The following is a 23,295-nucleotide window of genomic DNA, read 5'->3' as shown; positions in this document are numbered from 1 at the left end:
ATAATGAACATCCGCCTCTATCTAGGTTCGCTCCTGCTCCTGGTTTGCGCCCTGTTTACGACGCCCCCCGCGCAGGCGCAGATTCAGGTCGTTGGTGATGGCGGTCCCGGACCGGTTAAGGCCCAGCACCTCACGGTCGAGATGGTTTCGCTGGCTCCGGCAGTCGCGCCCGGCGGAACGGTCGATGTCGGCCTTGTAATTACGCTGGAAGAAAAATGGCACGTTTACTGGATCAACGCAGGAGACTCCGGCGAGCCTCCCAAAATCAAGTGGACCCTGCCCCACGGAATCACCGCTGGGCCTATGCTGTTTCCCATCCCCAGCAGACTTCCTCTAGGTCCTTTGATGGACTTCGGTTATGAGGATGAGGTCGCCTTTCCGGTAAAACTCACTGCGGCGAAGAATCTTAAGCCTGGGCCGGTCCACCTCGATGCCAGGGTCGACTGGCTTGTCTGCCGCGAGGTCTGCATTCCAGGCAAGGCACATCTCGGCCTGAACCTGACTGTCGATCCTAAAGCGACTGCTCCCGCACAGCCTGTCGGGGCTCTGGGCGAAGCTCTGGGACTGCTTCCCAAGCCTCTCGATCCGGACATGAAGCTGACCATCACCGGTGGCAAGAATGAGTTTGTTCTCGATCTGATTACAGGTGAGCGTACAACCGATGCCGAGTTCTACCCCTTCGACCAGGAGCAGATCGCAAACGCCGGTGACCAGGATGTAGAGCCTCTGGCCAATGGGGTTCGCCTCCGGGTGCCGCGGGCTCCCGAACTTACCAAGCTCCCCGCGAAGCTTCATGGCGTCGTCAAGCTGGATGACGAGACGGCTTACGAAATCACCGCCCCCATCGTCGCAGGAGAAGTTCCCAGACGAGCTGGCAGCCGTGCGACTCCCGCAGCAGCGGGCGATCTCACGACGTTGACTGCTCTGGGGCTCGCCTTTCTCGGTGGCGTCATTCTGAACCTGATGCCCTGTGTCTTTCCCGTGCTCTTTCTCAAGGGCCTTGCACTGGTGCAGTCGTCCAACGAAGAACGTGGCCGGCTGCGAAAGCATGGGGTGGTCTATACGCTCGGCATTCTGGTCTCCTTCTGGATCATCGTTGCCGCATTGCTCGTGCTTCGGGCCGGAGGCAACGAGGCTGGATGGGGCTTCCAGCTTCAGTCTCCAGTATTTGTCGCAGCCCTCGCGGCGGGAATCTTCTTCTTTGCGCTCTCCCTCGCAGGCCAGTTTGAATTTGGTCTTTCGCTGACAAGCGTCGGCGGCGAGCTCGCGCAGAAACAGGGCTATGCGGGCAGCTTCTTTACCGGTGTTCTGGCCACCATTGTCGCGACTCCGTGCACAGCGCCTTTGATGGGAGCGGCAATCGGCTTTGCCCTGGCACAGCCACCGCTCATCACGTTTGCCATCTTTACGGCGCTCGCCCTTGGCCTCGCCGTTCCTTACCTTGTGCTCAGCTTTCAGCCTGCATGGACCAAACTCCTGCCCCGCCCTGGAGCCTGGATGGAAGTGCTGAAACAGCTCACAGCGGTCCCGCTCTTTGCGACGGTGATCTGGCTGGTCTGGGTCTATGGACATCTCTTCGGGACCCAGGGCGTCGACCGCGTGGCATGGCTGCTGCTGAGCCTCCTTATGATCGCGATAGCGGGATGGGTACTGGGCAAATGGCCTGCGCGCTGGCTCAGCTCGATTGCCGCAGTGCTGATCGTGGTCGTAGCCCTCGTTGTTGCCCTGCGTCAGCCGAAAGATACGACGCTTACCTGGCAGCCATTCTCCGAGCAAACCCTGTCCCAGGCCCGCGCGGAGGGCAAGCCGATCTTTATCGACTTCACCGCGGCATGGTGCCTCAGCTGCCAGGTGAATGAACGCCTGGTGCTCCGTTCGGACGAAGTGCAGCACGAATTCGCCAACAATAAGGTCGTCCTCATCAAGGCGGACTGGACCAAATACGACCCTGAGATCACCAAGGAGCTCGCTTCCGTGGGCCGCAGCGGCGTGCCAACCTATGTGATCTATCCGATCGGCAAGGGCGCAGCCGATGTGCTCCCAGAGCTGCTAACGAAAGACATTGTTTTGACCGCTCTCAAGAAAGATACGAGGCCATGAGCCAGACGGACGAGCAGCAGATTCGAGACGTAATCGAGACCTGGGTGAAGGCCTCGCGCGAAGGCGATCTGGCCACCGTTATGAATCTGATGACCGAAGACGTCGTCTTCCTCACACCCGGAAACCCACCCATGCGGCGGGACGACTTCGAGGCCGGATCGAAGTCGATAACCGGTAAAATGCGGATAGATGGTTACCCTGAAATTCAGGAGATTACCGTGATCGGCGACACGGCCATCTGCTGGAACAAGCTCGAGATCACCATGACACCGCTTAGCGGAGGCACATCCATGAAGCGATCCGGCAGCACCCTCTCTGTCTTTCGCCGCGGAGGGGATGGTCAGTGGCGGATCTGGCGTGATGCCAACATGTTAGGCCCCGCCGCCTAAGCCCTTTGGTTGCGCGAGGCTCGGCGGCAGTCGCACAATAATGCCAATGCATGTGTGGAGGTGACCTAATGCCCCATCGTCTTCTCTCGCTTGTCCTCGGTCTTGCGGCCCTTCCGGTTTTTGCAATCACCCCTGGATCGCAGGCTCCCGACTTCAAGGGCACCGACTCCAACGGTGTCAGCCACTCCCTCTCACAATATCGCGGCAAATATGTCGTTCTGGAATGGGCGAATCAGGGATGTCCTTACGATCAGAAGCACTATCTCAGTGGCAACATGGAGTCTCTGCAACGTCAATGGACAGATAAGGGAGTCGTCTGGCTCTCGGTGCTCTCCTCCGCGCCGGGCGAGCAGGGCAATGTGAGCCCCGCTGAGGAAAATCAATACCTCAAAAAGATGAAGGCTGCTCCTACGGCGGCCCTCCTCGATCCCGAAGGCAGGATTGGACGCCTCTACGAGGCCAAGACGACACCGCATATCTTCGTGATCGATCCCAAGGGCAAGTTGATCTACCAGGGCGCCATCGACGATAAGCCGACCACCAATCACGCCGATATCAAAACTGCGCACAACTATCTAAACGATGCACTCGACTCGGCCATGGCAGGCAAGGCTGTACCCGTGGCGACTACGCGTCCCTATGGCTGCTCTGTAAAATACAGGGATTAGAGAGACGAGCGTTATCCGCGTTTTTCTTCTTTGACGCGCGCGATTTCCTCCATGCGTTGCGCCAGCAACTTCTCGCGACCCTCGTTTGTAGGCAAGTAATAGCGATGGCCAGCGAGCGAAGGCGGAAGACACTCCATGTCAGCCACACGGCCTTCGACGTCATGGGCGTACTGATAGCCCTTCCCGTAATCGAGTTCTTTCATCAGCTTCGTCGGAGCGTTGCGTAAGTGAAGGGGCACAGGTTCCGCTGCGGTCGCTTGAATATCGCCGCGAACTGCGTTGTAGGCCGTGTAGACGGCGTTCGATTTCGGCGCCAAAGCGAGATACACCACAGCCTGCGCCAGTGCCAGCTCGCCTTCAGGATGACCGAGAAAGTGCATCGCGTCCTTGGCCGACAGACAAAGATTCAGGGCTTCCGGAGCTGCCAAGCCAATGTCTTCCACCGCCATACGGACCACGCGCCGCGCCACGTACATGGGGTCCTCGCCCGCCTCCAGCATTCTTCCCAACCAGTAAAGCGCGGCATCGGGGTCGGAGTTTCTCACGCTCTTATGCAGCGCGGAGATGATGTCGTAATGCTGCTCGCCCTTCTTGTCGTACAGCAGAACGCGCCGCTGCATCGCTTCCGCGGCGATGGCCTTCGTGAGCAGATGCTCCTTCCGGCCCTGTGCCAAACGCACCGCAACATCGAGAGCATTTAAAGCGTTTCTCGCATCTCCGCTCGAGTAAGAGGCGATCGTCGCCAGGGCTTCATCCTCTGCCGTAACGCTCGTGGATCCCAGCCCACGCTCGGGATCGGCGAGGGCGCGCCGCAGCAGTGCGACCACCTGTTCCTCCGTAAGGCCAACCAGAGTGTAGACCCGGCAGCGGGAGAGCAACGCCGCAATAATCTCGAATGAGGGATTCTCCGTCGTCGCGCCGATCAGCCGGATGGTTCCGCGCTCGACGTATGGCAGAAAGGCATCCTGCTGTGCCTTATTGAAGCGGTGAATCTCGTCAACAAAGAGGATTGTGCGCGAGCCGAGATGCGACGCCTTCTCCGCATCCGCCATGACCTGCTTGATCTCCTTGATGCCGCTGAGGACGGCGGAGAACTCGATGAATGTCGATTGGGTCCTCAGCGCAATGATCTTCGCGAGCGTAGTCTTGCCTGTCCCAGGAGGTCCCCAGAAGATCATCGACGTAGCGTCATCGTTCTCAATCGCTACGCGCAGGGGCTTGCCGGGGCCGAGCAGATGCTCCTGTCCTACATACTCTTCGAGTGTGCGCGGCCGCATTCGTTCGGCCAGCGGAGCCTGCCTGGAGGGCAGAGAAGAAGCCGCAAGCGGGGTGGTGTCGAACAGACTCATCGATTCGCTCCCGTTGGACGCCGCCGCAGGGGGCCGGGAATCCGGGGGGCTGCGACCGGCTGCTCACTCAGAATCCTCGCATTCAAACGTTGCCGTGATGCTTCGTAAAGCAGCAGGGAAGCCGCGATCGCGGCATTCAGGCTCTCAACCGGCCCAGGGCAGGGAATCGTGATTCTCTCTGCCGCCAGCTCAAGCCACTCCGGCGCAAGCCCGGCTCCTTCATTGCCGATGAGGAAGCCGTGTGGTTGCTGAAGGTCCACATCCTGTGCGGCGCGGACCCCCTCCTCCGTAGCGCTGGTCGCCGCAAACAGGCGAATACCATGCTTTGCCTGCAGCGCAGCGATCTCGTTTCGAGTGGTGGCGACAACGGGTATGCGAAAGACGCTTCCCACACTGGCTCGCAAGGCCTTCTGATTCCAGGGGCTCACCGTGCCCGGCGTCGTAAGCACACCGCTTGCGCCAAAGGCCTCGGCCGATCGAAGAATGGTTCCCATGTTTCCGGGATCCTGGAGTCCCGCGGCGACAATCAATAGAGGCAAAGCCTGCCCTTCGAGGAGATCCGATATCCGGTATACAGGCCGCTCGATCAGCGCAGCGATCCCCTGAGGGGATTGCGTCTCCACCGCACTCGCGAAGACGCTCGATGTCAGGTGTACAACCTCTACTTCGTGAGGCATTCTTGCCGGGAGATATTGCCCTTCCACAAGGAAGATGGTGCGAAGAATGACGCCGCTGCGGAGCGCCTCTTCAACAAGGTGCTCGCCTTCAATTGCAAGCAGGCCCTCCGACAGGCGTTCCTGCCCGGCGAAAGCCGCTCGCAGCTGTTTTACACGCGCGTTTGTACGACTGGAGATCGCGTTTGCCGTCGCTGCCATTCTAAAAAGTCTACGCCGTCTTCGGACCTCATCGCGAGGCTTTGCTTTGAGTCGAGCCCGGGGGTGTGCTATGTTCCGAGATGGCCGCACGCGGCATAGGAGCTCCACCATTTTGACGGCCGAGACCCTTCGCATCCATCCAGACGAGCCCGAGCCAGAGCTCGTCTCGCGGGTCGCTGCCCGCCTGCACTCCGGCCAGGTGGTTGCGTTGCCCACCGATACCTTCTATGGCCTCGCCGTCGATCCGGTGAACCTGCAAGCTGTCGATCGAATCTACGAGCTCAAGTCTCGTGCGCGGCATAAGCCGCTGTCGCTGCTCATCCATGAGGTCGCCCAGGCCTACGAACTCGCGCGCGGGCTCGACACGGCCTTCGACCGCCTCACCGAGCGCTTCTGGCCTGGTCCGCTCACCCTTGTGGTGAGAGCGGGATCGAAGCTGCCCCTGCGCGTGACTGCAAATACCGGCAATGTTGCTCTGCGCGTGCCCGAGGCGGCTATTCCGAGAGCCATCGCTGCAAGTCTTGGGCTTCCTATCACGGCAACCTCGGCGAATCTTTTCGGAATGCCCGAGTGCACCTATGCGAACGGAGTTCGCGAACAGCTTGGCGACAAGATCCCGCTCATCGTCGATGGCGGTCCCACCACGCGTTCGGTCGCGACCACGATCGTCGATCTTTCCGGCGGCGGCAAGTCGTGGATGATCCTTCGCGAGGGGGCCATCCCCACCCACGAAATCGCCCTCGCGCTTCATCACTAACACATCGGCGTTCACTGTTTCCAAGATGATGCCGTACACTCGAAGTCTCACGGGCCATGATCGTCTCCAATACCAATCTGCGCGGTAAGCGGCCGTTGATGGGCGGAGCCCTGATACGCGGCTTGTTTGCGATCTTTCTGTTGGGAGCGGCTGTCTGGTGCATCTATGTCGTGCGGCAGATCTCCTCAGTCGCCGACCAGGATGAAGCACAACAGGCCGATGCCATTGCGGTCTTCGGTGCCGCCGAATATGCCGGGCGTCCCTCGCCCACGCTACACTTCCGCCTCGACCATGCGGTCGACCTCTACCGTAAGAAGATCGCGCCCGTCGTCATTACCCTCGGTGGAGGCAGCGATAAAGATTCTGGTAATACCGAAGGCGGGGTCGGACGGGATTATCTGCTGGCTCATGGGATCCCGCTTGGCAACATCATCGCCGAGACTCGTTCCACCGATACGGAGCAGCAGGTTCACCGGCTCGCTTCGATCGCCCGGGAGTTCAACCTGCACAACATCGTCGTTGTCTCCGATGGCACTCACCTATTCCGCATTCGGGAGCTCTGCCAGGACGTTGGCCTCGACGTCTATACCTCGCCGCGCGCAACCGTAGGGCATATTGGCTGGTGGGACCTCTCGATGCGCTATCTCCATGAAATCCTCAGCTATACAGCGTGGAAGCTGCATCTCGACATAGGCTGGCTGCGGAGCGGTTTTTCCGGCGACGACGACTACTGAAGCATACCGACGATCAATTTCTCACAGATTGTGACCGGGCTATCTGTCTCGACATAAGCTCCGGAGGGAGGATTCGAGCCAGGCTTAGTCACTCACCTCAGCACACTCCCCAACCATGCGGCAAACAAGGTGGAGGTGAAGTTCACAAGATCGTTCCCCATCCAGCCTCTGCGCTCTACCGTAGCTCCCAGCAGGCTGTCGAGAAATAGCCCTCCCGCGGCGGCCATCCACGTGATTCCCTGTTCCGGCCAAAAACGATGATGCAGTGCTCCGATCGCGACGACGACTCCGGCGGCGGCAAGCCCTGCAGCGGTGCCGGCGAGGGTAACGCCTCCATCCGTTCCGGCGGCAACCACGCGCCCGGTGGTTATCAGGCGGGCGGGATGGCCTGTCGCCTGACCGATCTCGGACGAGACGGTATCCGCCGCTGCCTCCGCCAGTGCTGCGATACAGCCGTCGAATCGGCCTGTCGCGGCAAACAATCCCGCCACACCAAGGTTCGCCACGATCTGCGAGGCGCGTCGTCCGTGCCTCGACTCCGAGAGCCCACGACTCTCCTTCTTTGCCCGACCGTATCGGGTCGCCGCGAAGGTAAGTACGAAGACGGCGGCTAAAGCTGCCAGCAACGGATGATTTACCGGATCGGAGGTGTAGCGGCGCCATTCCCCGGGGGCTTGCACGAGGAGAAAGCAGACAAGGAACCCGATTGCCGAAGCAGCAGGTGTCGCCGCCCGGAGCGCCAGCACGATCGCGACAAATATAGCGCTCGAGAGCAGTGCGCTGCCTATAGGCCACAGGGGAAGAGAGAGCCTGGCTGCTGCAATCCGGGGAACCACAGCTCCCCACAGCAGCAACGCACCCACGATCCAGGTTAGAGCCTTCGATTGAGCCCTGTCCCGCGTCTCCGGGATGGCCTTTCGCCATCCCGGCATTTCCTTGTTCGTGCCAGGTTTTTGAGCCATGGTGATTTACAATCTCACCTAGAGCATAGCCAACACCAGCCACACCGCGGGAGCAGTTTTGGATTTAGCAAGAATTGAAACAAAAGGAACCCCTGAGGTTCGTATCGACCGGCGATCGAAGCGGTCTCGTATCCAGGCCATCTCCACCTTTGCCCTCGCAACGCTGTCGCTTGGAGCAATCGCAGGTTGCGGCAACACTTATCGCCCGGTTGTCACCAGTATTAATCCCGTCGGACCTCCCGCTCAGCCGCCAAGGTTTGCCGTGGTTATCTCCAGTCCGTCACCGACTCTACCCGGTATTGTCACTATCGTCGACTTTTCCGGCGATTCCGTTCTGATCACTGCCAACATCGGTGTGGCGCCTTACTTCCTGATGCTTAACGCGAGTGGTACGACAGGCTACACGCTGAACGGCGATAAAACCCTCACCAGTTTCGATATCTCCACGTCCCTGCAGACGAGGGACGTAGTTCAGACCACGCTGCTTGAGAACACCGTGCCGAACGGCATCTTGCCGAACAGCATCTTCTCGGATGTGACTGCCCTCTTCGTCACCGAACCGGGCCGGACGGCCGTTGCCCAACTCAAGGAATCGCCTCCGCCTCCATCCCTCACCCAGGAGTTTCTGGTCAATCAGGGTTATTCCCCGGTCTATATCGCCGGATTCTCTGGCTCACCCCGCGCCTACATCATCAGCCAGAATACGAATGGCGGCCCCGGACAGGTTGCCTCTATCGAGATGTCGAGCAGCACGGTAACCACTCCCATTCCGGTCGGCGTCAGCCCCGTTTACGGCGTCATGACCTCTGATGGCAAACGGGCTTTCATCATGAACAAGGGTGATGGGACCGTTTCGGTCATCAATTCGCAAGCCAACCAGGCGGATGCGGTTCCCGCCCCAGCGGTGAATCCCATTCCTGTCGGGACCTCGCCGATTTGGGCCGATCTTGCACCTACGCGCAATGAGCTTGTCGTCGCCAACGAAGGCGATGGAACTTCTAAGGGCTCGGTCAGCATCATCAATATTCCCCTCTGCTCCGCGGCGGCCCTTCCCGGAAATCCGAATTGCGACGTCAATAATCCCATCGACGCGAACGGCTTCGGCCAGGTCTTGGCCACAGTTCCCGTCGGGGTCGATCCTCAGATGGTCGCTGTCCTCCAGGATGGATCGCGAGCTTACGTGATCAATAAGGCAGACAGCACTGTCTCGGTCGTCAATCTGACCACGAACACGGTTACCGCCACTATCCCGGTTCCGGCAACGCCTCATCCTACATTCCTTGCAGTCATCAATGGCACGCCTACTGGTAAGGTCTACGTCACCTCACCGGAGTCGGACCAGATGTCGATCATCCGCACCGATACAGATATCGTCGAGACGACGGTTCCCCTGCAAGGCAAAGGCATCATGGTTCGGGCGCAGCTTCCCTGATGATTCTGTGAAGATGACAAGGATATAGATCGGCGGTCTCTCTTTCCCGGAAAGAGGACCGCTAGCTTCCCGCAAGCACAATCGGCATCGTCGGCGTCTGTGATCCGTTTCCATCTTCTACAGTCACGCCAAATGCCTTCGCATGGATCGCCCTCGGCAACGGAGGAAGAATCACGCTTCCGTTCCCCCTGGTATCCGGATGAAAGATTCCTGCTGGGATAGGATCCTGTCCATTCTCTGGAATCAGCCACAATTCGTATACTTTGTCCTGCTGAATCGGACCGAGATTATTGGCCAAGAAAATCAACGCGCTCTTGTCGGCAGCATAGATAACCCGTCCTTCAGACGGTGTGCCGTCTAAACCGGGCGAAGTTCCCGACAGTAAAATCTGCTGCGCGGTGGAATCCGTCATCGTATCCAAAAGCCGCCGCGAACTCCCTGCATCGGCCCGCAACTGGTCGGCCTGGCCAGTCTGTGCGCGGAGTCGCACCCGGAGGTCCTCGCTGCTCTGATAAAGCCTCACGCCTGCTACACCGAACCCTACCGCTGTCGCCCAACCCAGCCACAAGAACAGATTTCCGAGAATACGACTGTCGGAACGCTTCTCAAGCCGATCTTCCCGATCTTCCTGAACGCGCTCCCGAACGGACTCCGCCACGGGGCGTTGACTCCGTGTCCTGAATTCGAGCGTGGGCTCCTCGAAATGCTCAGCCCGCTCGAGGTGCTCTTTCCTTGCGAAACGCTCGACTTGTTCGATTGGGACTGCCTTCTTCTCTCGCGCCACCTGCCTCATCACGCGTTCTCGAACAGCAATGGGAGGAGACTGCATCTCGATCCCATAGGCACACGCCGCAAGATCACCCTGCATTCGCGCCAATTCCTGACGACAGAAAGCGCAGTCTCTTACATGGCCTGCTACGGCGCTGTGCGCATCGGTATCCAACAGCTGCATCGCAAACATCGCCAGATCGGATACTTCGTAATGGAGGGCCGCGCTCATATCAGAGATACCTTTCTCAGGGAGAGCAGGGTATCGCGAATTTTCAGCTTCACGATAGCCGGCGACTCCCCGATAATCTCGGCAATCTCCGCATGAGTCAGGCCGTCGAAGAATGCCATTCCGAAGGCCCTTCTTTGCTCGACGGGCAGCTTTGCCACCTCCGCTCTCGTTTTCTCCGCCAGCGCCGTACGCTCCATTTCGTTGGAAAGGTCGTATATCGAAGCCATTGAGATCTCTGCGACCGTCTCCCTGGACGGCCTCCGTCGCAGAGCATTGATGGCCCTGTTTCGCGTGACCACGGCAAGCCATGCGCCCAGGCTCCCGCGGACGTCGAGAAACTCCTCCGGTCTGCGCCAGATCTCGACGAACATCTCTTCGAGAATCTCCTCGGCGGACGAGGAATGATGTAGTACGCGAAGTGCGACAGCGTAGACGACCGCAGCGTAGCGGTCATAGAGCGACGCTATCGCAGCTTCGTCTCCACGGCGGACCTGTGTCAGCAGCGTCGCATCGTCGCGCAGTTCGTATGCCGTATGGGGTATTTCCATCACTCTAGCGCTCAAAATGCACCTGTTTTATTGAGGGGAAGTCTCTTCTTTTTCACCTTGTGCTTAGCCACTCTAACTCAGGCCAGCCACAATGTACCTTAATGAGTAGCGGCTCCTGTGCCATTTTGGGAACTTACCTCTATGAAGAATCGGCTCGATAAACTGCTCGTCGATCAAGGCCATGCGGCTTCGCGCGAACGCGCGCAGGCGCTCATTCTTGCCGGCCGCGTTCTGGTCAATGAGCAAAAAATAGACAAGCCAGGTCTTAGCGTCCCTGCGGACGCATCCATACGCCTTCTTGGCTCGGATTTAAAGTATGTCAGCCGCGGCGGCCTCAAACTCGAACATGCTCTTGCTCATTGGAATATTTCTCTTGTTGGACTCCACACCATCGATATAGGAGCCTCCACCGGAGGGTTTACCGATTGCATGCTTCAGGCTGAAGCGGCAACCGTTCTCGCTGTGGATACGGGCTATGGGCAAATCGCACAAAAACTGCGCGATGATCCCCGGGTGATTCTGCGCGAGCGCACGAACGCCCGCAAGCTGGAACCCGGTGAGCTTCTACTTCCTGAGCTTCCGACCCCAAAATTCGTCGCCATGGATGTCTCCTTTATCTCGGCGACGCTTGTGCTACCGGCCGTTCTCGGAGCATTAGGTAGCGATGCAGGCGGGTGGCAGGGAACCGCCGTTGTACTGATCAAGCCCCAGTTTGAAGCCGGCCGTCATAATGTTGGTAAAGGAGGGATTGTGCGCGATCCCGAAGCGCGTCGCCAGGCCATAGAACGCGTTTGCGATTGTGTCATCGAGCTGGGAGGGACACGGCTTGACGTCATCGACTCCCCGATTCACGGGATGGAGGGCAATCATGAGTATCTTCTTCGCGCCGTTTTTGGAGAAGAATGATTCGCCCGGCAAACCATTACACTAACAACAATGTTCAAGGCAGCCATTATTTCCAAACCGCAGAAGCCCGAGCTGGCCTCGGTTCTCGGAGAGCTTGTTGCATGGCTTGTGTCGCACGGCTACGTGCCACTCTTCGATTCACACAGCGCTGCCTATCTTGACTATGCCGTTCCCTCCATCCCGCGGGAGGAGATGCCCCAGCACCACCCTCATCTCGTCATCGTTCTAGGGGGTGACGGCACGCTGCTAGCCGCCGCACGTGCCTTCGCCCATTCGCCCACCCCTATCCTCGGAATCAACCTCGGCTCGCTTGGCTTCCTCACCGAGGTCCCGCTGTCCGATCTCTACACCTCTCTCGAGGCCTGGTGCGACAACTGCTCCAGCATCGAGGTACGCGACATGATGCACACGGAGCTCATCCGCGACGGCAAAGTCCTGAAACATTGGGATGCTCTGAACGATATTGTTGTCTCCAAGGGCGCTATCGCCAGGATGTCCGAGTTTACGGTTGAGATCGACAAACAGTTTGTCGCCACCATGCGCGCGGATGGGATCATCATCTGTACTCCAACCGGATCCACCGCCTACAATCTCGCAGCTGCAGGCCCTATCGTTATGCCCTCCGTCAGCGCGCTAGTGGTTACACCTATCTGTCCCCATCTGCTCACGATTCGTCCTATCGTGGTTCCGGGAGACGCAGAGGTCAACATTCGCGTAGAAGGCGTACCCAGCCTCAGCTATCTCACCGTCGACGGCCAGGAGGCGGTAGAGCTTCAATTGGGGGACGAGGTCCACTGCCGCCGCTCCCAGCATAGCGTCCGACTCCTCCGTCCGCGTCGGAACGGTCTGTTCAGCGTGCTTCGCAATAAGTTGAAGTGGGGAGAGCGCTGACGATCTACCTGCGGAGCCATACCGACTCAATCCGATGTTCCGAGCCTTTGTGCAGAATCAGGTCGGCCCGCTGCCGCGTCGGCTGGATATTCTCCGTCAGGTTAGGAAGGTTGATCTCGCGCCAGATCTGCTGCGCGGTCTGTACCGCTTCCTGACGTTCGAGTGTGCGATACCGGTAAAAATACGACGAAGGATTCTGAAATGCCGTGCGTTGCAGCGCCAGGAAGCGTTCTACATACCACTGCTCCAAATCGTCCTTGTCGGCATCCAGAAAGATAGAGAAATCGAAGTAATCTGACGCGATCACCGATGCTCCATGCGGCGCCTGCAATACGTTTAAGCCTTCGAAGATCAGGATATCCGGGCGCCGGATCACCTGCTCCTTGCCTGGAATCACATCGTAGCTGAGGTGCGAATAAACCGGAGCCTCGATCTCTTCCATCCCCGACTTCACCGCATGCAGAAAGCCCAGCAGCCGCGGAAGGTCATAGCTCTCAGGGAAACCCTTTCTCCGCATCAGTCCCTTCTCTTCCAACACCGCGTTGGGATAGAGAAAGCCGTCTGTCGTGATCAGGGAAACATTGGGCTGATCCTGCCATCGCGTCAGCAAAGCCTGCAGGGTGCGGGCGAAGGTGCTCTTGCCTACCGCAACGCTTCCGCTTATCGCGATTACAAACGCCGAACGATCATTCTCCCGGCCTAAGAATGCATTCTGCGCGAGAAACAGCTCCCGTCCAGCCTCGAAGCGAAGCTTCAAGAGCCGGGACAGAGGAAGGTACATTCGGCTTACCTCGGTTAGCGACAAGCGGTCGCACAGTCCCCGTAGAGCCGAGATATCCTCGTCGGTTAGAGGAAGGGGCGTATCTGCGCTCAGGGCGGTCCATTCTTGTCGGCTGAAGCGCTGGAAGGGGCTGGATAGGGTCATGAGAGGACAGATCGAAAAATCCTACTTCCGCAGCGAAATCATCGGCCCGCCGACCGGGTGACAGAAGACCTTGCCATGGCTCAGCGCAATCTTCCTCTGAGCCAGCGCCGCCATCTCCGGGTCGTGCGTAACCATCACAATTGTATGACCGTGAGCGTGGAGGTCTTGCAGAAGCTCGGCAACAATCTTCTGGTTGGCGGCGTCCAGGTTTCCGGTAGGCTCGTCCGCCAGAAGGATTGGAGGATTGTTGATCAGGGCGCGCGCGATGCAAACCCGCTGCTGCTCGCCACCGGAGAGCTCGCTTGGCAGATGCTCGGCTCTCTGGCCCAGCCCCACCCTCTCCAGGGCGGAACGGGCTTCCTTCTCGTCTGTCATCGAGTGGAAGTACTGCGCCAGCATCACGTTTTCCAACGCCGAAAGATAGGGGATCAGGTGAAACTGCTGGAAGATGAACCCGATCTTGTCTGCGCGAAACCGGTCAAGCTCCGTCGCGGACATCGTCGCCACGTCTACGCCGTCGATATGCAGCTCACCATCCGTTGGCCGGTCCAGACACCCGATGAGATTGACCAAGGTGCTCTTGCCTGAGCCCGAAGGCCCTGTAATCGCAACCCATTCCCCGGCGACGATTGAAAAGGACGCATGATCAAGTGCGCGAACCGTTCCGGCGTGACCGGCGTACTCCCGCGTCACTTTGTTCAGTGCGATGACTGCGCAGTCGGGCCGCGTCTCCAGATCGGTGGGATTCTCCATTGCCAGACTCTGTTTTACCACCTTCATCACTCGCCCTTCAGCAGAGCCGCCGGTTCCAGCCGCCGCAGGACCCGCACGGGAAAGAAGGCGGCGAAGGCAGCGATCAGGACATTCAGCAGCAACACCAGCGGAACTACGCCGAGATGAGGCAGTGTCGCGGTGTGGAAGTTCAACTGGCTGATCGCCCAGGCGGCGGCCGACCCGATCACGAACCCTGCAGCAACGCCTCCCAGCGCCAGCGCCAGCGCCTCCAGCAGAAACATTGCCATCAAGGTGGATTGCGACCCGCCCAGCGCTTTCATCAACGCAAAATCGCGTCTGCGTTCGAGCACGCTCGCCGAAAGCGTCGCCAGCACGCTTACCGCGACCGTCAATGCGATCAGCAGGACCGTGCTGTACATCAGCGCATGCGTCTTATCCACGATCCTGCTCTCGCCTTCGACAAGTTGCCGCACCGGCGCCACCTTGACTCCAGGTACGGTCTGTCGTAGTCGCGCAATCGTAGCCTCTACCTGTGTGGAGCCTCCTGGAACCTGGACTTCAATGAGGCTGGGCGGTGCGCCGGTCCACGTCCGGAATACCGCCATCGGCATATAAATGCGGCTGTCCTCATCCCCGCCGGTGTGCAGCCTGCCGACGCCGTGCAAAACAATAGGACGATCCGCGAAGGTGAGTTGAACCGTGCGCTCGTCGGCGACGAACTCCGCGGCGCGCTGACCCAGCAAGGCGGAATTCGGGTCGACCGATGAGGGCCACTGGTCCACCTTCCACCATGAGTTGAGCTTCTGCACTGCGGAAAAGTCTGTCCCGGAGACGACCACAGGCGTTCCCCGATCCGTTGTTGCTACCGCATAGCCGAACTCCGCTGCCTGGGCATCCGGCCCAGCCGAAGCACGAACCTGCTCCAGAGCATCGGCGGCCAGCCCCTTGCCGCTATCGCCAGCAGTCACGATGATATTTGCGCCGAAGCTTCGGAACTCGCGATGCAACTTCGAATCGAGATCGGCATACAGGGTTAGCAGGGCCGTTGCCACCGCAGCCGAAACTGTGAGTGCGATCAATGCGGATAGACTCCGCGACCGCCGATGTACTAATGACCGCCGCAGAATCGCGGTCATGCTCAAACGGCCGCTCATGCGTTGCCTCTCAAGACGGAGGAAGGATCGTTTGTCAGCGCCCTCCGTATGGCTGGGGTACTACCTGCGATCGCCACCACAAGCGCGAGCGTTACAACCACAGGGAAGAGGACCGGAATCAGCAGCGAGCCGATCGAAGCAGGCGCATCCCCGGCAAAGATCCGCGCTCCCAGCCATGCTGCCAGACCCGATCCTGCAAGGTAGCCGAGGCCGCCCGCGAAAACTGCCAGCAGCCCGGCCTCCGCATAGAACAGCATCGCGACGGTAGCCTTGCTCGCCCCCAGCGACCGCATCAGTCCAATCTCAGCCTGACGCTCCATGATCGCCGTTGCCATTGCCGCGCTCACTGCAAATCCGGCTGCCAGCAGCGCTGCCGCGCTGATCAGCCACATGAGCCCGCTGATGCGCTTCAAAACCGTGCCCTCGCTCTGCTCCACTCGTCGCACCTGCTCCGCGCGCGCTCCGGGAATCGCCTCACGGATCTGGTAAGAGATCGAGTTCGCATAAGGGCGGCAGTACCAGATCTCTCGCTGCTTCGGCGAAAGGGAATCCGGGTTTTTGCGTGCAAAAGCGTCCTCGGGCTTCGTGCGTGCACTCACCTCCACGCGCCGCACTGCGCCAGGTGTCCCCGCAATACGCTGAGCAGCATTCAATGGCAGCAGCAGTTGATCGTCCGACGCATCTCCCGTCGAGACAACTCCCGTGACACGCAGCGTCATCGCCTGCGAAGCATCTCCGGGATGCGCTGTTGTCCGGATCACATCCCCTGTCTTGACGCTCAGACGCTGGGCTAGTGACGCACCGATTACAGCTTCTGTCCCATCTGCGCTCGTCGCCTGCTCCAGGGGCCACGCACCCTCAATCTTCCACCATGGGTGCATTTGCACCGCTCCCGTTTTCAGTGGCGCGCCTCCATTGCTCAGAGCATGATCGAACCAAAGCCCCGTCGCAGCCACATCGACATCGCTGCCGGTTCCCGTCTTACCGAGCACATGCACCGGAAGCTCCGGGCTTACCCCCGTGATGTTGTTTGCCCAGAAGATGGCACGCAGCTTTGCCAGATCTGCTTCGTGGAGATACGCCCCGCCTGATACCGGCTTCACATCGACCCCACCAACCTTCACCTCGAGCTGATCGGCTGCCGGGTAGACGACGATGTTTGCACCGTATGCTGCCAATTCCCTGTGGATTCGGTCCCCGATGGTCGTCGCCAGCGCCAGCATTGCTGTCACCGCAGTCGTTCCCAGCAGGATCGCCAGGCCAGCCAGCGCTTTGCGCCGTCTCTGCCGGCGGAAACTCTCCATCAGAAGCCGAAAGAACATCTCTCTCCTAGCGCTCGAAGACCGGGATCAGGGTCTTGAGGTCCGCGGCGGCAATCACCACCTGCCCGCCGGTAACACTGCTCTTCAGAGGAATGGGGTTGCAGCCGCCTTCCATTCCCATCGAGGATGGATTCAGCGGCGAAGCACACATCTTGCATGTAATCCCCTGACCGCCCATGTAAAAACCTACCGGGCCGCAGATTCGGCAGGCATCGCCCACCGAGACGATATTGCCGTCGGGCTTCTTGAACAACAGGAAGCGAATCTGCACATTCCCACCCTTGCCGTCATCCAGATTCACACCGTAGCGGTGAAGCTGATCGTCGTTGATGTCCGCAGCAGGAACTGTCACCTGGCTTCCTACCAGCGTCACCGCCGAGGTCGGCGACAGGGCAGTTGAGCTCTTCGCATAGATGAATTCCGCGGTAGACAGGAAGATGAACAGGAAACTGGTCCCCACTACCGCGTTCATCCACATCTTCTCTCGTCTCTGGCTCCACGCCGCCCGCCGCCTGTCAGCTGGAGTCGCATTCTCAGTCAGTTTTATAGGGGCTCTCCGCCGATACTCCATCAAGATCATCAAGCCTGCCAGCGCCAGCATCGTCACGAAGAAGAACAGGTCGTTGCGAACGATCGGCCCAATCAGCCTCATCTCCGCCTGGCTCGAGGGCAGTACGCCGTTTTCGCTCAATTCATGCAGGCCGCTTACGATCAGCTGAAACGCGACGAAATAAAGAATCACCGTCGTGACCCGGAAGAAGCGCTGCAGATTGATCTTGACGCTTCCGCGAATGAAGAGAATGCCGAAGACAACCGCAACCGCAATTCCCAATAACGTTCCGGTAAAGCTCAGCAACTCCGTTGAGTTCAGCGTGACCGCCGAGAGAATCAATACCGTTTCTACGCCTTCGCGAAGCACCAGCAGAAACACGAAGAAGAACAGCCCTATCTTCGAGACTCCAGCGTTCTCAGTTGTATATTGGGCGATCTTGTGTTCGATATCCCCCTTCATCGTCCGCGCTGTCTTGTGCATGAACCAGATCATGCTGATTACAAAGACCGCGGCAGCCAGCATTACCCATCCCTCGAAGACGTCGCTGTTGAGCTGGGTCCGAGCCAGTACCAAGGCCCCGACCACGCTCGCCGCGATCGCAGCACCCAGCGCCCAGAAGACGGTGCGCTTCAACTCTGCCCGGCCAATCTTGGTCAGGTACGCGAAGACGATCCCGACGATCAGTGAAGCCTCGACGCCCTCGCGGAGGGTGATGATAAATGCCTGCAACATAAGGTGGTTCTCTCCCTCAAAGGCCCCACCGCGATGCACTTCGATGCGAACCCCGACCATCTACCCAAGCGATCCCAGGGACTCACTTGGGCTTATCTTCTAGTCTAAAGAGGACCAATTTGGTCGTCAATCAAGGGAGGGTTCTTTTTGGTCCCTAAAAATACGAAAAATGCATAGGGGCAAAATCAGATTGCTCTTCCAAACGCAAAATCGATCCTCAGAACGGATGAAGGGGCCTTTTCTCGATAATTTCTTCCACTTCCTTGTACCCGTCGGGGTAGGCGAAGTTATAGCGAGCAGGCAAGGCGAACACATACCGTGAGTTTCGACCCAGTTCCGAAGGCCCGATCGGGGCCGCGCTTACGACGAGGTCTTGCTTCCATTGCTGCAGCGTGAAGATCATGATCGGAATGTCCTGCCGCGGTTGTGACTTTGTCCATCGTGGGTCGCGGATCAGGATTCGTGGGCCGTATTCCTTACGTCGCGGCTCATCCTGTGTCGTGCCATCCCATCGTTGCATCAGGATGCGATAGCCTTTCCAATCCTCGGGAAGATCGAACCGGAAACCATATTGGCGATTCACATAGACAAGAGCAGCGGATCTCTCCGGATCAGCCGGCGCGCTCACCCTTGCCAATGGATGCGTGGCCTGCGCACGAACAAAGAAGGGAAGAGCGAAACTCATCATGATGCCTATACCCGCACATAGCCGTCTGTGAAACGATCTCGTCATGCTTTCCCCGTAACTCAAGCTTCCCAGGCTTTGTGCCTCATTCGTTTCTTAGATTCGAAATGAATGCGACCTTTGCCAGTTCTCTCGCGCTTAGGATATCGAACCCCCTGAAGTCAGACGCAGGTCCTCCGTTGCTAAGCGATTAAGGGCCCGTTCACAAACCCGATAAAATATCCGTATGAGCAAGAAGAACGAAGTGTTGAAGAAGAAGACAACCGGTTACACCGACGATCATGCAGCATCCGGTCTCGATACTAAATTTCCCGACATTGAAACCTGGCCGAACCAGTTCAAGGCATACGAGATCCTCATCGACGATCCCGAGTTCACCTCCGTCTGCCCTAAAACCGGCCTTCCCGATTTCGGCCGCCTCACCATCCGCTACATGCCCCGCAAACGCTGCATGGAGCTCAAGTCGCTCAAGGAGTATCTCTTTACCTACCGCAACCTCGGTATCTTCCAGGAAAACATCGTCAATCAAGTTCTTGATGACGTGGTCAAAGCCACTGATCCGGTTTGGGCCAAAGTCGTCGGCGACTTCCGACCCCGCGGAGGAATTTCCACGATTGTCGAAGCTTTCTATCCCCGCCCTGAAAACTCCAAAGGCCCACGAGGCTGATCCACGGCCACTTATGCGATCAAGCAGGAGCGGTGTAGGAGACAGTCCCCTTCGATTGATGGTTGTTCCAGGACTCAGTTCCCGAGCCTCGTGGTTTATCTTTTTTTGCGGGGCGTGCAGGATTTGACTCTCTTAAGATGGCAGAAGACAGAATCTAGAGTGTTGTTAAATCGTTCTTTGCTTCTTTGGCCGCTTCTGCAAGGTCAGATCCGACAGACTGCCCTGAGGGATGGCAGTGGACTGACGAACGATCAGGTTTGTCTGGATGTCGGACGGCACGACGGTCGGAGGAGCATCCGATGCGACGGCATCCCTTAACGCCAACACGGCACTGGCGGCGATCTCACGACCGGACATGCGGACTGTCGTCAGCGGGGGAAGTAAAAACTGTGCGAACTTGATATCGTCAAAACCGATCAACGAAAGGTCTTCGGGGATTCGAAAGCCTTTGCGTAGTGCCGCATGCATGACGCCAATCGCGGTCATGTCGTTGGAGCACAAAATGGCAGTCGGAGGTTCTTTCAGGGACAAGAGCGTTTCGGCCCCGATGGAGCCCATCTCCGTAGTGTGATTTCCGACGAAGATGTACTCAGGAGGGACGCGAAGCCCGATGCTTTTTGCCGCCTGCTGAAACGCTTCGACACGCGCAGTTGCTGAATGCAGGCGGAGAGGGCCTCGGAGAAATGCTATGCGGCGATGGCCCAGGACCGCGAGATGTTGCACTGCTTCGAAGAGACCTTTTCGATAATCCACTTTGATTGCCGAGATAGGAGCATCGGGAGCCGCTACGTCTACGAAGACCATGGGAATGCGTTGCGATGTGAGGCGTTCAAGCAAAGGTTCTTCGATGCCGAAGGTCATGACGGCTACGCCTTCAACCTTTCTTTCGAGCATGCGCTGGACGCAGAGCTCCATCTTCCGCAGATCGTAGTTGGTAGACCCGATCAACGTTTCATAGCCAACCTCCACGGCTTTGTCTTCAAAACCCTGGATCAGTTCCGGGAAGAATGGATTGGTGATGTCTGAGATGATAAGTCCGAAGAGTTTGCTCTTTCCCGATACCAATGCACGCGCCTGGGTGTTGGGAATGTAGCCGAGCTGGCTGACCGCATTCCAGACTCGTTTGCTTAATTTAGGGTCGACGGACTGCACGTTGTTAATGACGCGGGATACAGTGGCTACAGAGACACCTGCAGTCTGAGCAACGGTGCGAATATCCAGCCGAAGAGGCTTTGCTTTCTTTCGATTCATTTGGGCGACTTCACGCGAGAGGCTTTTAGGGTGTCGTTGAAAGACAACTGCTACGGAATCATACTCACAGATCAAGTTTCTTGGAACGAATAGCGCATTGACAGTGTGCGGGAGTAACCGTTATTTATCTTATCGTCCGAGTTTTCCTCCACTTTCCTCCACAAAGAACAGCGAATGCTTCACACGGACGGTGGGACAGTATTCAGATTTCCTCCTATACGTGCATCAGCTTTGACTCGCGGGAGCCAGGGCGACTTTCTCGGGCAAATAGTTGTTCCCTAGACGGCTCTCGATCACGTTCACCACGCTTTGGAAAGGCCAATGAATGACGCACCCCGAATGGGGCCGGCGCAAATTTCTTAAATCCGCCGGTCAAGGCATAGCCTCTTTGCCTCTGGTCTCCTATCTTCCCGCGGCTCTTGAAGCACAGACTCATGCCAAGCATGGACCAAAGGCACCCACAGCGTCTCCTCGCCCAAAGTCTGCCGTCAAGCTCAACATCCGTGATTTCGGGGCTCAAGGCGATGGCAAGACCAAAGATACCCTGACGGTGCAACAGGCTCTTGATCGGTGCAGCGTACTTGGTGGCGGCGAGGTTCTCGTACCGGAAGGCATCTACCTCACCGGCGCGTTAATCCTGCGGTCCAATACTCTTTTACGTCTCGAAGAGGGCTCGACTCTTCAAGGCTCGCCTGACCTTGAAGACTATCCGCTCACTCAGGTTCGCTGGGAAGGCCGGTGGATCAAGGGATACAATGGCTATCTCTCCGCGACGGACTCCAACAAGATCAGCATCATCGGCAAAGGCAGGATCATCGGGAATACTGCCATCAAGGGACGCGTTGACCGCCAGACGCAGATTCGTCATCCCGCCCTTATCGAGTTCACCAACTGCAAGGACATCCACTTCGAGGACTGCTTCACTCAGCAAAACGACATGTGGTCGATCCATCCAACTTACTGCGAGAACATTACCTTTAAGAACATGACGGTTAATGGCGGCGCAGACGGCATCGACATCGATTCCTGCCAGCATGTTGTCATCGATGGCTGCACCTTCGCGACCGCCGATGACTGCATCTCTTTGAAGTCCGGTCGTGGTGCGGAAGGCTATGCCATTCTGAACACAACCGAAGACGTTCGCATCTCTAACTGCACTTTCCATGACCTCCACTGGGCCTGTATCGGGATCGGCAGCGAGACCTCAGGCGGAATCCGCAACGTCCACGTCGATCATTGCAAGTGCCTCAGTGCGCGGACATTTGCAATCTACATCAAAAGCCGTCCTGGGCGGGGAGCATTTATCGAAGATATCTACATGAACGATCTTGAAATATCCGGTGCGAAGGCAGGATTTCTCCGCTTCAATATCCTGGATAGCGGGAAGCAGGATGAGTTTCCGGTTCCGGGAGATGAAGGCATTCCGACGATCCGAAACTTCCACTTTAATAACATCCGTGTCACCGACGTTCCCACCCTCGTGGATGGTGTCGGAATCCATCCTCATAAGCCGTTGGAGGGTTTTTCGCTCACAAATGTGACCGGAACCTGCGGCAAAGGAATCTATCTCTCGAATATCAAGCATGCTGAACTGCGCAATATTCATGTCACTGGATTCAGCGGCGCTTTGCTGAACACGCATAATGTAACCGGCACTGGCCTTACTGGTGCCGTTCCTCTCGAACCGCCAAAACTGCCCGATCCGATTCCAGAACCAGAACAACCCTACAGTCTGCACTAAGAGTGCTGTTCGGAAGGTAGGAGAGGCGATATTCGTTTGTCATCGCAACGTCGCCGTAAACTGCTCTCATGTCCTTCGAACCACAAAACTCCAGGGTTGCCATTGTCACGGGCGCGGCGCAAGGCATCGGCCGTCGCACCGCCGAACTTCTCGCTCAAGCTGGCTACTCTCTCGCCCTCCTCGACCGTCAACCCTGCACCTCCGTTGTTCCTGACGCCGACAAGGAAGATCTCATCGGCGACCTTGCCGACGAAGCCTTCCTCAATCGCACAGTCGAAGCTGTCCGGGACCGATGGAGACGGGCGGATGTTCTCGTCAATAACGCTGGAATCAGCTTCATCGCTCCGGCTGAGAGTGTTAGCTCCGATGCTTTTCGCCGCGTTCTGGAGATCAATCTCGTCGCCCCGTTCCTGCTGGCTCAGGGCTTTGGAACGCTGATGCTTCAGCAGCGCCTCGGCAGCATTGTCAACATTGCTTCTATCGCGGGGCTTACCGGGATTGCTGATCGCAGCGCTTACAACGCCTCCAAACACGGTCTTATTGGCTTGACCCGCACTCTCGCCGCCGAATGGGGAGCCAGGGGTGTCCGCACCAATGCCGTTTGCCCCGGCTGGGTTAAGACTGAGATGGATCACGTCGATCAGGCTGGAGCTGCCTACACCGATGAAGACATCATCGGCCGCGTTCCCATGGCTCGGTTTGCGACTCCCGATGATATCGCCCGCGCCGTTCTTTTCCTTGCCGACCCAGCGCAGAGCGGCTTTATCAACGGTCACACCCTCACTGTTGACGGCGGCTGGACCGCAGACGGTTCCTGGCAATCTCTTCGCCTCAGCCATCGCTGATGGTGGTCTTCCAGTAAGACAAAATGCTGTATCTGCAGGAGGCAGAATCTATGCATGATTGGACATCCTCTTCG

At 58.1% G+C, this 23,295-nt stretch carries 23 protein-coding genes; 11 read left to right on the top strand and 12 right to left on the bottom strand.

Going from position 1 to position 23,295, the window contains the following annotated elements:
* The first annotated feature begins 3 nt into the window (after window positions 1–3).
* The 3 genes from AC5S26_RS20945 to AC5S26_RS20935 all read left to right on the top strand — a co-directional run bounded on the left by AC5S26_RS20945 (window position 4) and on the right by AC5S26_RS20935 (window position 3,157).
* Window positions 4–2,100: a protein-disulfide reductase DsbD family protein gene (locus tag AC5S26_RS20945; RefSeq protein ID WP_494186885.1), complete on the top strand. Its 2,097-nt coding sequence runs from the start codon at window positions 4–6 to the stop codon at window positions 2,098–2,100.
* A complete protein-coding gene (locus AC5S26_RS20940) occupies window positions 2,097–2,489 on the top strand; it encodes a YybH family protein (protein ID WP_494186884.1) in 393 nt (130 codons plus the stop codon). Before AC5S26_RS20945 ends, AC5S26_RS20940 begins: the two co-directional genes overlap by 4 nt.
* Window positions 2,490–2,557: 68 nt before the next feature.
* Window positions 2,558–3,157 carry a thioredoxin family protein gene (locus AC5S26_RS20935; RefSeq protein ID WP_494186883.1) on the top strand — a complete coding sequence of 200 codons (600 nt, stop codon included), beginning with the start codon at window positions 2,558–2,560 and terminating at the stop codon, window positions 3,155–3,157.
* Between the two features lie 11 nt (window positions 3,158–3,168).
* On the opposite strand, the gene AC5S26_RS20930 is transcribed toward AC5S26_RS20935, so the two are convergent.
* A complete protein-coding gene (locus tag AC5S26_RS20930; RefSeq protein WP_494186882.1) occupies window positions 3,169–4,506 on the bottom strand; it encodes a replication-associated recombination protein A in 1,338 nt (445 codons plus the stop codon).
* Window positions 4,503–5,381 carry a TrmH family RNA methyltransferase gene (locus AC5S26_RS20925; RefSeq protein WP_494186881.1) on the bottom strand — a complete coding sequence of 293 codons (879 nt, stop codon included), beginning with the start codon at window positions 5,379–5,381 and terminating at the stop codon, window positions 4,503–4,505. Before AC5S26_RS20925 ends, AC5S26_RS20930 begins: the two co-directional genes overlap by 4 nt.
* Window positions 5,382–5,493: 112 nt before the next feature.
* On the opposite strand from AC5S26_RS20925, the gene AC5S26_RS20920 reads away from it, so the two are divergent.
* Together AC5S26_RS20920 and AC5S26_RS20915 are read left to right on the top strand one after the other, a co-directional pair.
* Window positions 5,494–6,138, top strand: coding sequence for an L-threonylcarbamoyladenylate synthase (locus AC5S26_RS20920; protein ID WP_494186880.1), 645 nt, complete (start codon window positions 5,494–5,496; stop codon window positions 6,136–6,138).
* A 56-nt stretch (window positions 6,139–6,194) separates the two neighbouring features.
* On the top strand, window positions 6,195–6,872 hold the full coding sequence (locus AC5S26_RS20915) for a YdcF family protein (RefSeq protein WP_494186879.1): 678 nt from the start codon (window positions 6,195–6,197) through the stop codon (window positions 6,870–6,872).
* A gap of 92 nt (window positions 6,873–6,964) precedes the next feature.
* Here the strand turns inward: AC5S26_RS20915 and AC5S26_RS20910 are convergent, their stop codons facing one another.
* A complete protein-coding gene (locus AC5S26_RS20910; protein WP_494186878.1) occupies window positions 6,965–7,834 on the bottom strand; it encodes a DUF92 domain-containing protein in 870 nt (289 codons plus the stop codon).
* A gap of 58 nt (window positions 7,835–7,892) precedes the next feature.
* On the opposite strand from AC5S26_RS20910, the gene AC5S26_RS20905 reads away from it, so the two are divergent.
* Complete coding sequence (locus AC5S26_RS20905; protein ID WP_494186877.1) at window positions 7,893–9,266, top strand: YncE family protein; 1,374 nt, start codon at window positions 7,893–7,895, stop codon at window positions 9,264–9,266.
* A 61-nt stretch (window positions 9,267–9,327) separates the two neighbouring features.
* Here the strand turns inward: AC5S26_RS20905 and AC5S26_RS20900 are convergent, their stop codons facing one another.
* Window positions 9,328–10,266 (bottom strand): anti-sigma factor domain-containing protein, encoded by a 939-nt coding sequence (locus AC5S26_RS20900; protein ID WP_494186876.1) that lies wholly within the window; start codon window positions 10,264–10,266, stop codon window positions 9,328–9,330.
* Window positions 10,263–10,814: a sigma-70 family RNA polymerase sigma factor gene (locus tag AC5S26_RS20895; RefSeq protein WP_494186875.1), complete on the bottom strand. Its 552-nt coding sequence runs from the start codon at window positions 10,812–10,814 to the stop codon at window positions 10,263–10,265. Before AC5S26_RS20895 ends, AC5S26_RS20900 begins: the two co-directional genes overlap by 4 nt.
* Before the next feature lie 141 nt (window positions 10,815–10,955).
* Between AC5S26_RS20895 and AC5S26_RS20890 the strand changes: the two genes are divergently transcribed.
* Together AC5S26_RS20890 and AC5S26_RS20885 are read left to right on the top strand one after the other, a co-directional pair.
* Window positions 10,956–11,720, top strand: a complete 765-nt coding sequence (locus AC5S26_RS20890) for a TlyA family RNA methyltransferase (RefSeq protein ID WP_494186874.1) — start codon at window positions 10,956–10,958, stop codon at window positions 11,718–11,720.
* Window positions 11,721–11,750: 30 nt separating this feature from the next.
* Entirely contained in the window at window positions 11,751–12,611 is an 861-nt protein-coding gene (locus AC5S26_RS20885; RefSeq protein WP_494186873.1) for an NAD(+)/NADH kinase, read from the top strand.
* A gap of 4 nt (window positions 12,612–12,615) precedes the next feature.
* Here AC5S26_RS20885 and coaA read toward each other — a convergent pair whose 3' ends face one another.
* The 6 genes from coaA to AC5S26_RS20855 form a co-directional block, all read right to left on the bottom strand.
* On the bottom strand, window positions 12,616–13,536 hold the full coding sequence (coaA, locus tag AC5S26_RS20880) for a type I pantothenate kinase (RefSeq protein ID WP_494186872.1): 921 nt from the start codon (window positions 13,534–13,536) through the stop codon (window positions 12,616–12,618).
* A 21-nt stretch (window positions 13,537–13,557) separates the two neighbouring features.
* Complete coding sequence (locus AC5S26_RS20875; protein ID WP_494186871.1) at window positions 13,558–14,316, bottom strand: ABC transporter ATP-binding protein; 759 nt, start codon at window positions 14,314–14,316, stop codon at window positions 13,558–13,560.
* The gene (locus tag AC5S26_RS20870) at window positions 14,316–15,425 is read right to left on the bottom strand and encodes an ABC transporter permease (protein ID WP_494186870.1); all 1,110 of its coding nucleotides are present in this window, start codon (window positions 15,423–15,425) and stop codon (window positions 14,316–14,318) included. The genes AC5S26_RS20875 and AC5S26_RS20870 overlap by 1 nt, the downstream gene beginning before the upstream one ends.
* Window positions 15,422–16,747 (bottom strand): ABC transporter permease, encoded by a 1,326-nt coding sequence (locus AC5S26_RS20865; RefSeq protein WP_494186869.1) that lies wholly within the window; start codon window positions 16,745–16,747, stop codon window positions 15,422–15,424. Before AC5S26_RS20865 ends, AC5S26_RS20870 begins: the two co-directional genes overlap by 4 nt.
* A gap of 7 nt (window positions 16,748–16,754) precedes the next feature.
* Window positions 16,755–18,032 carry a Fe-S-containing protein gene (locus AC5S26_RS20860; protein WP_494186868.1) on the bottom strand — a complete coding sequence of 426 codons (1,278 nt, stop codon included), beginning with the start codon at window positions 18,030–18,032 and terminating at the stop codon, window positions 16,755–16,757.
* Window positions 18,033–18,249: 217 nt separating this feature from the next.
* The gene (locus AC5S26_RS20855; protein WP_494186867.1) at window positions 18,250–18,765 is read right to left on the bottom strand and encodes a hypothetical protein; all 516 of its coding nucleotides are present in this window, start codon (window positions 18,763–18,765) and stop codon (window positions 18,250–18,252) included.
* 178 nt (window positions 18,766–18,943) lie between these two features.
* Here AC5S26_RS20855 and queF point away from each other — a divergent pair, with 178 nt between their 5' ends.
* Complete coding sequence (gene queF, locus AC5S26_RS20850) at window positions 18,944–19,384, top strand: preQ(1) synthase (RefSeq protein ID WP_494186866.1); 441 nt, start codon at window positions 18,944–18,946, stop codon at window positions 19,382–19,384.
* Window positions 19,385–19,549: 165 nt separating this feature from the next.
* On the opposite strand, the gene AC5S26_RS20845 is transcribed toward queF, so the two are convergent.
* A complete protein-coding gene (locus tag AC5S26_RS20845; protein WP_494186865.1) occupies window positions 19,550–20,635 on the bottom strand; it encodes a LacI family DNA-binding transcriptional regulator in 1,086 nt (361 codons plus the stop codon).
* 325 nt (window positions 20,636–20,960) lie between these two features.
* Here AC5S26_RS20845 and AC5S26_RS20840 point away from each other — a divergent pair, with 325 nt between their 5' ends.
* On the top strand, window positions 20,961–22,376 hold the full coding sequence (locus tag AC5S26_RS20840) for a glycoside hydrolase family 28 protein (RefSeq protein WP_494186864.1): 1,416 nt from the start codon (window positions 20,961–20,963) through the stop codon (window positions 22,374–22,376).
* A gap of 68 nt (window positions 22,377–22,444) precedes the next feature.
* Window positions 22,445–23,221: an SDR family NAD(P)-dependent oxidoreductase gene (locus AC5S26_RS20835; protein ID WP_494186863.1), complete on the top strand. Its 777-nt coding sequence runs from the start codon at window positions 22,445–22,447 to the stop codon at window positions 23,219–23,221.
* Window positions 23,222–23,295 lie beyond the last annotated feature (74 nt).

This window comes from Edaphobacter sp. FHG110511_03, from assembly GCF_059115365.1.
The sequence above is the reverse complement of the archived record's forward strand: the minus strand, read 5'-3'. Positions and strand labels throughout refer to the sequence as shown.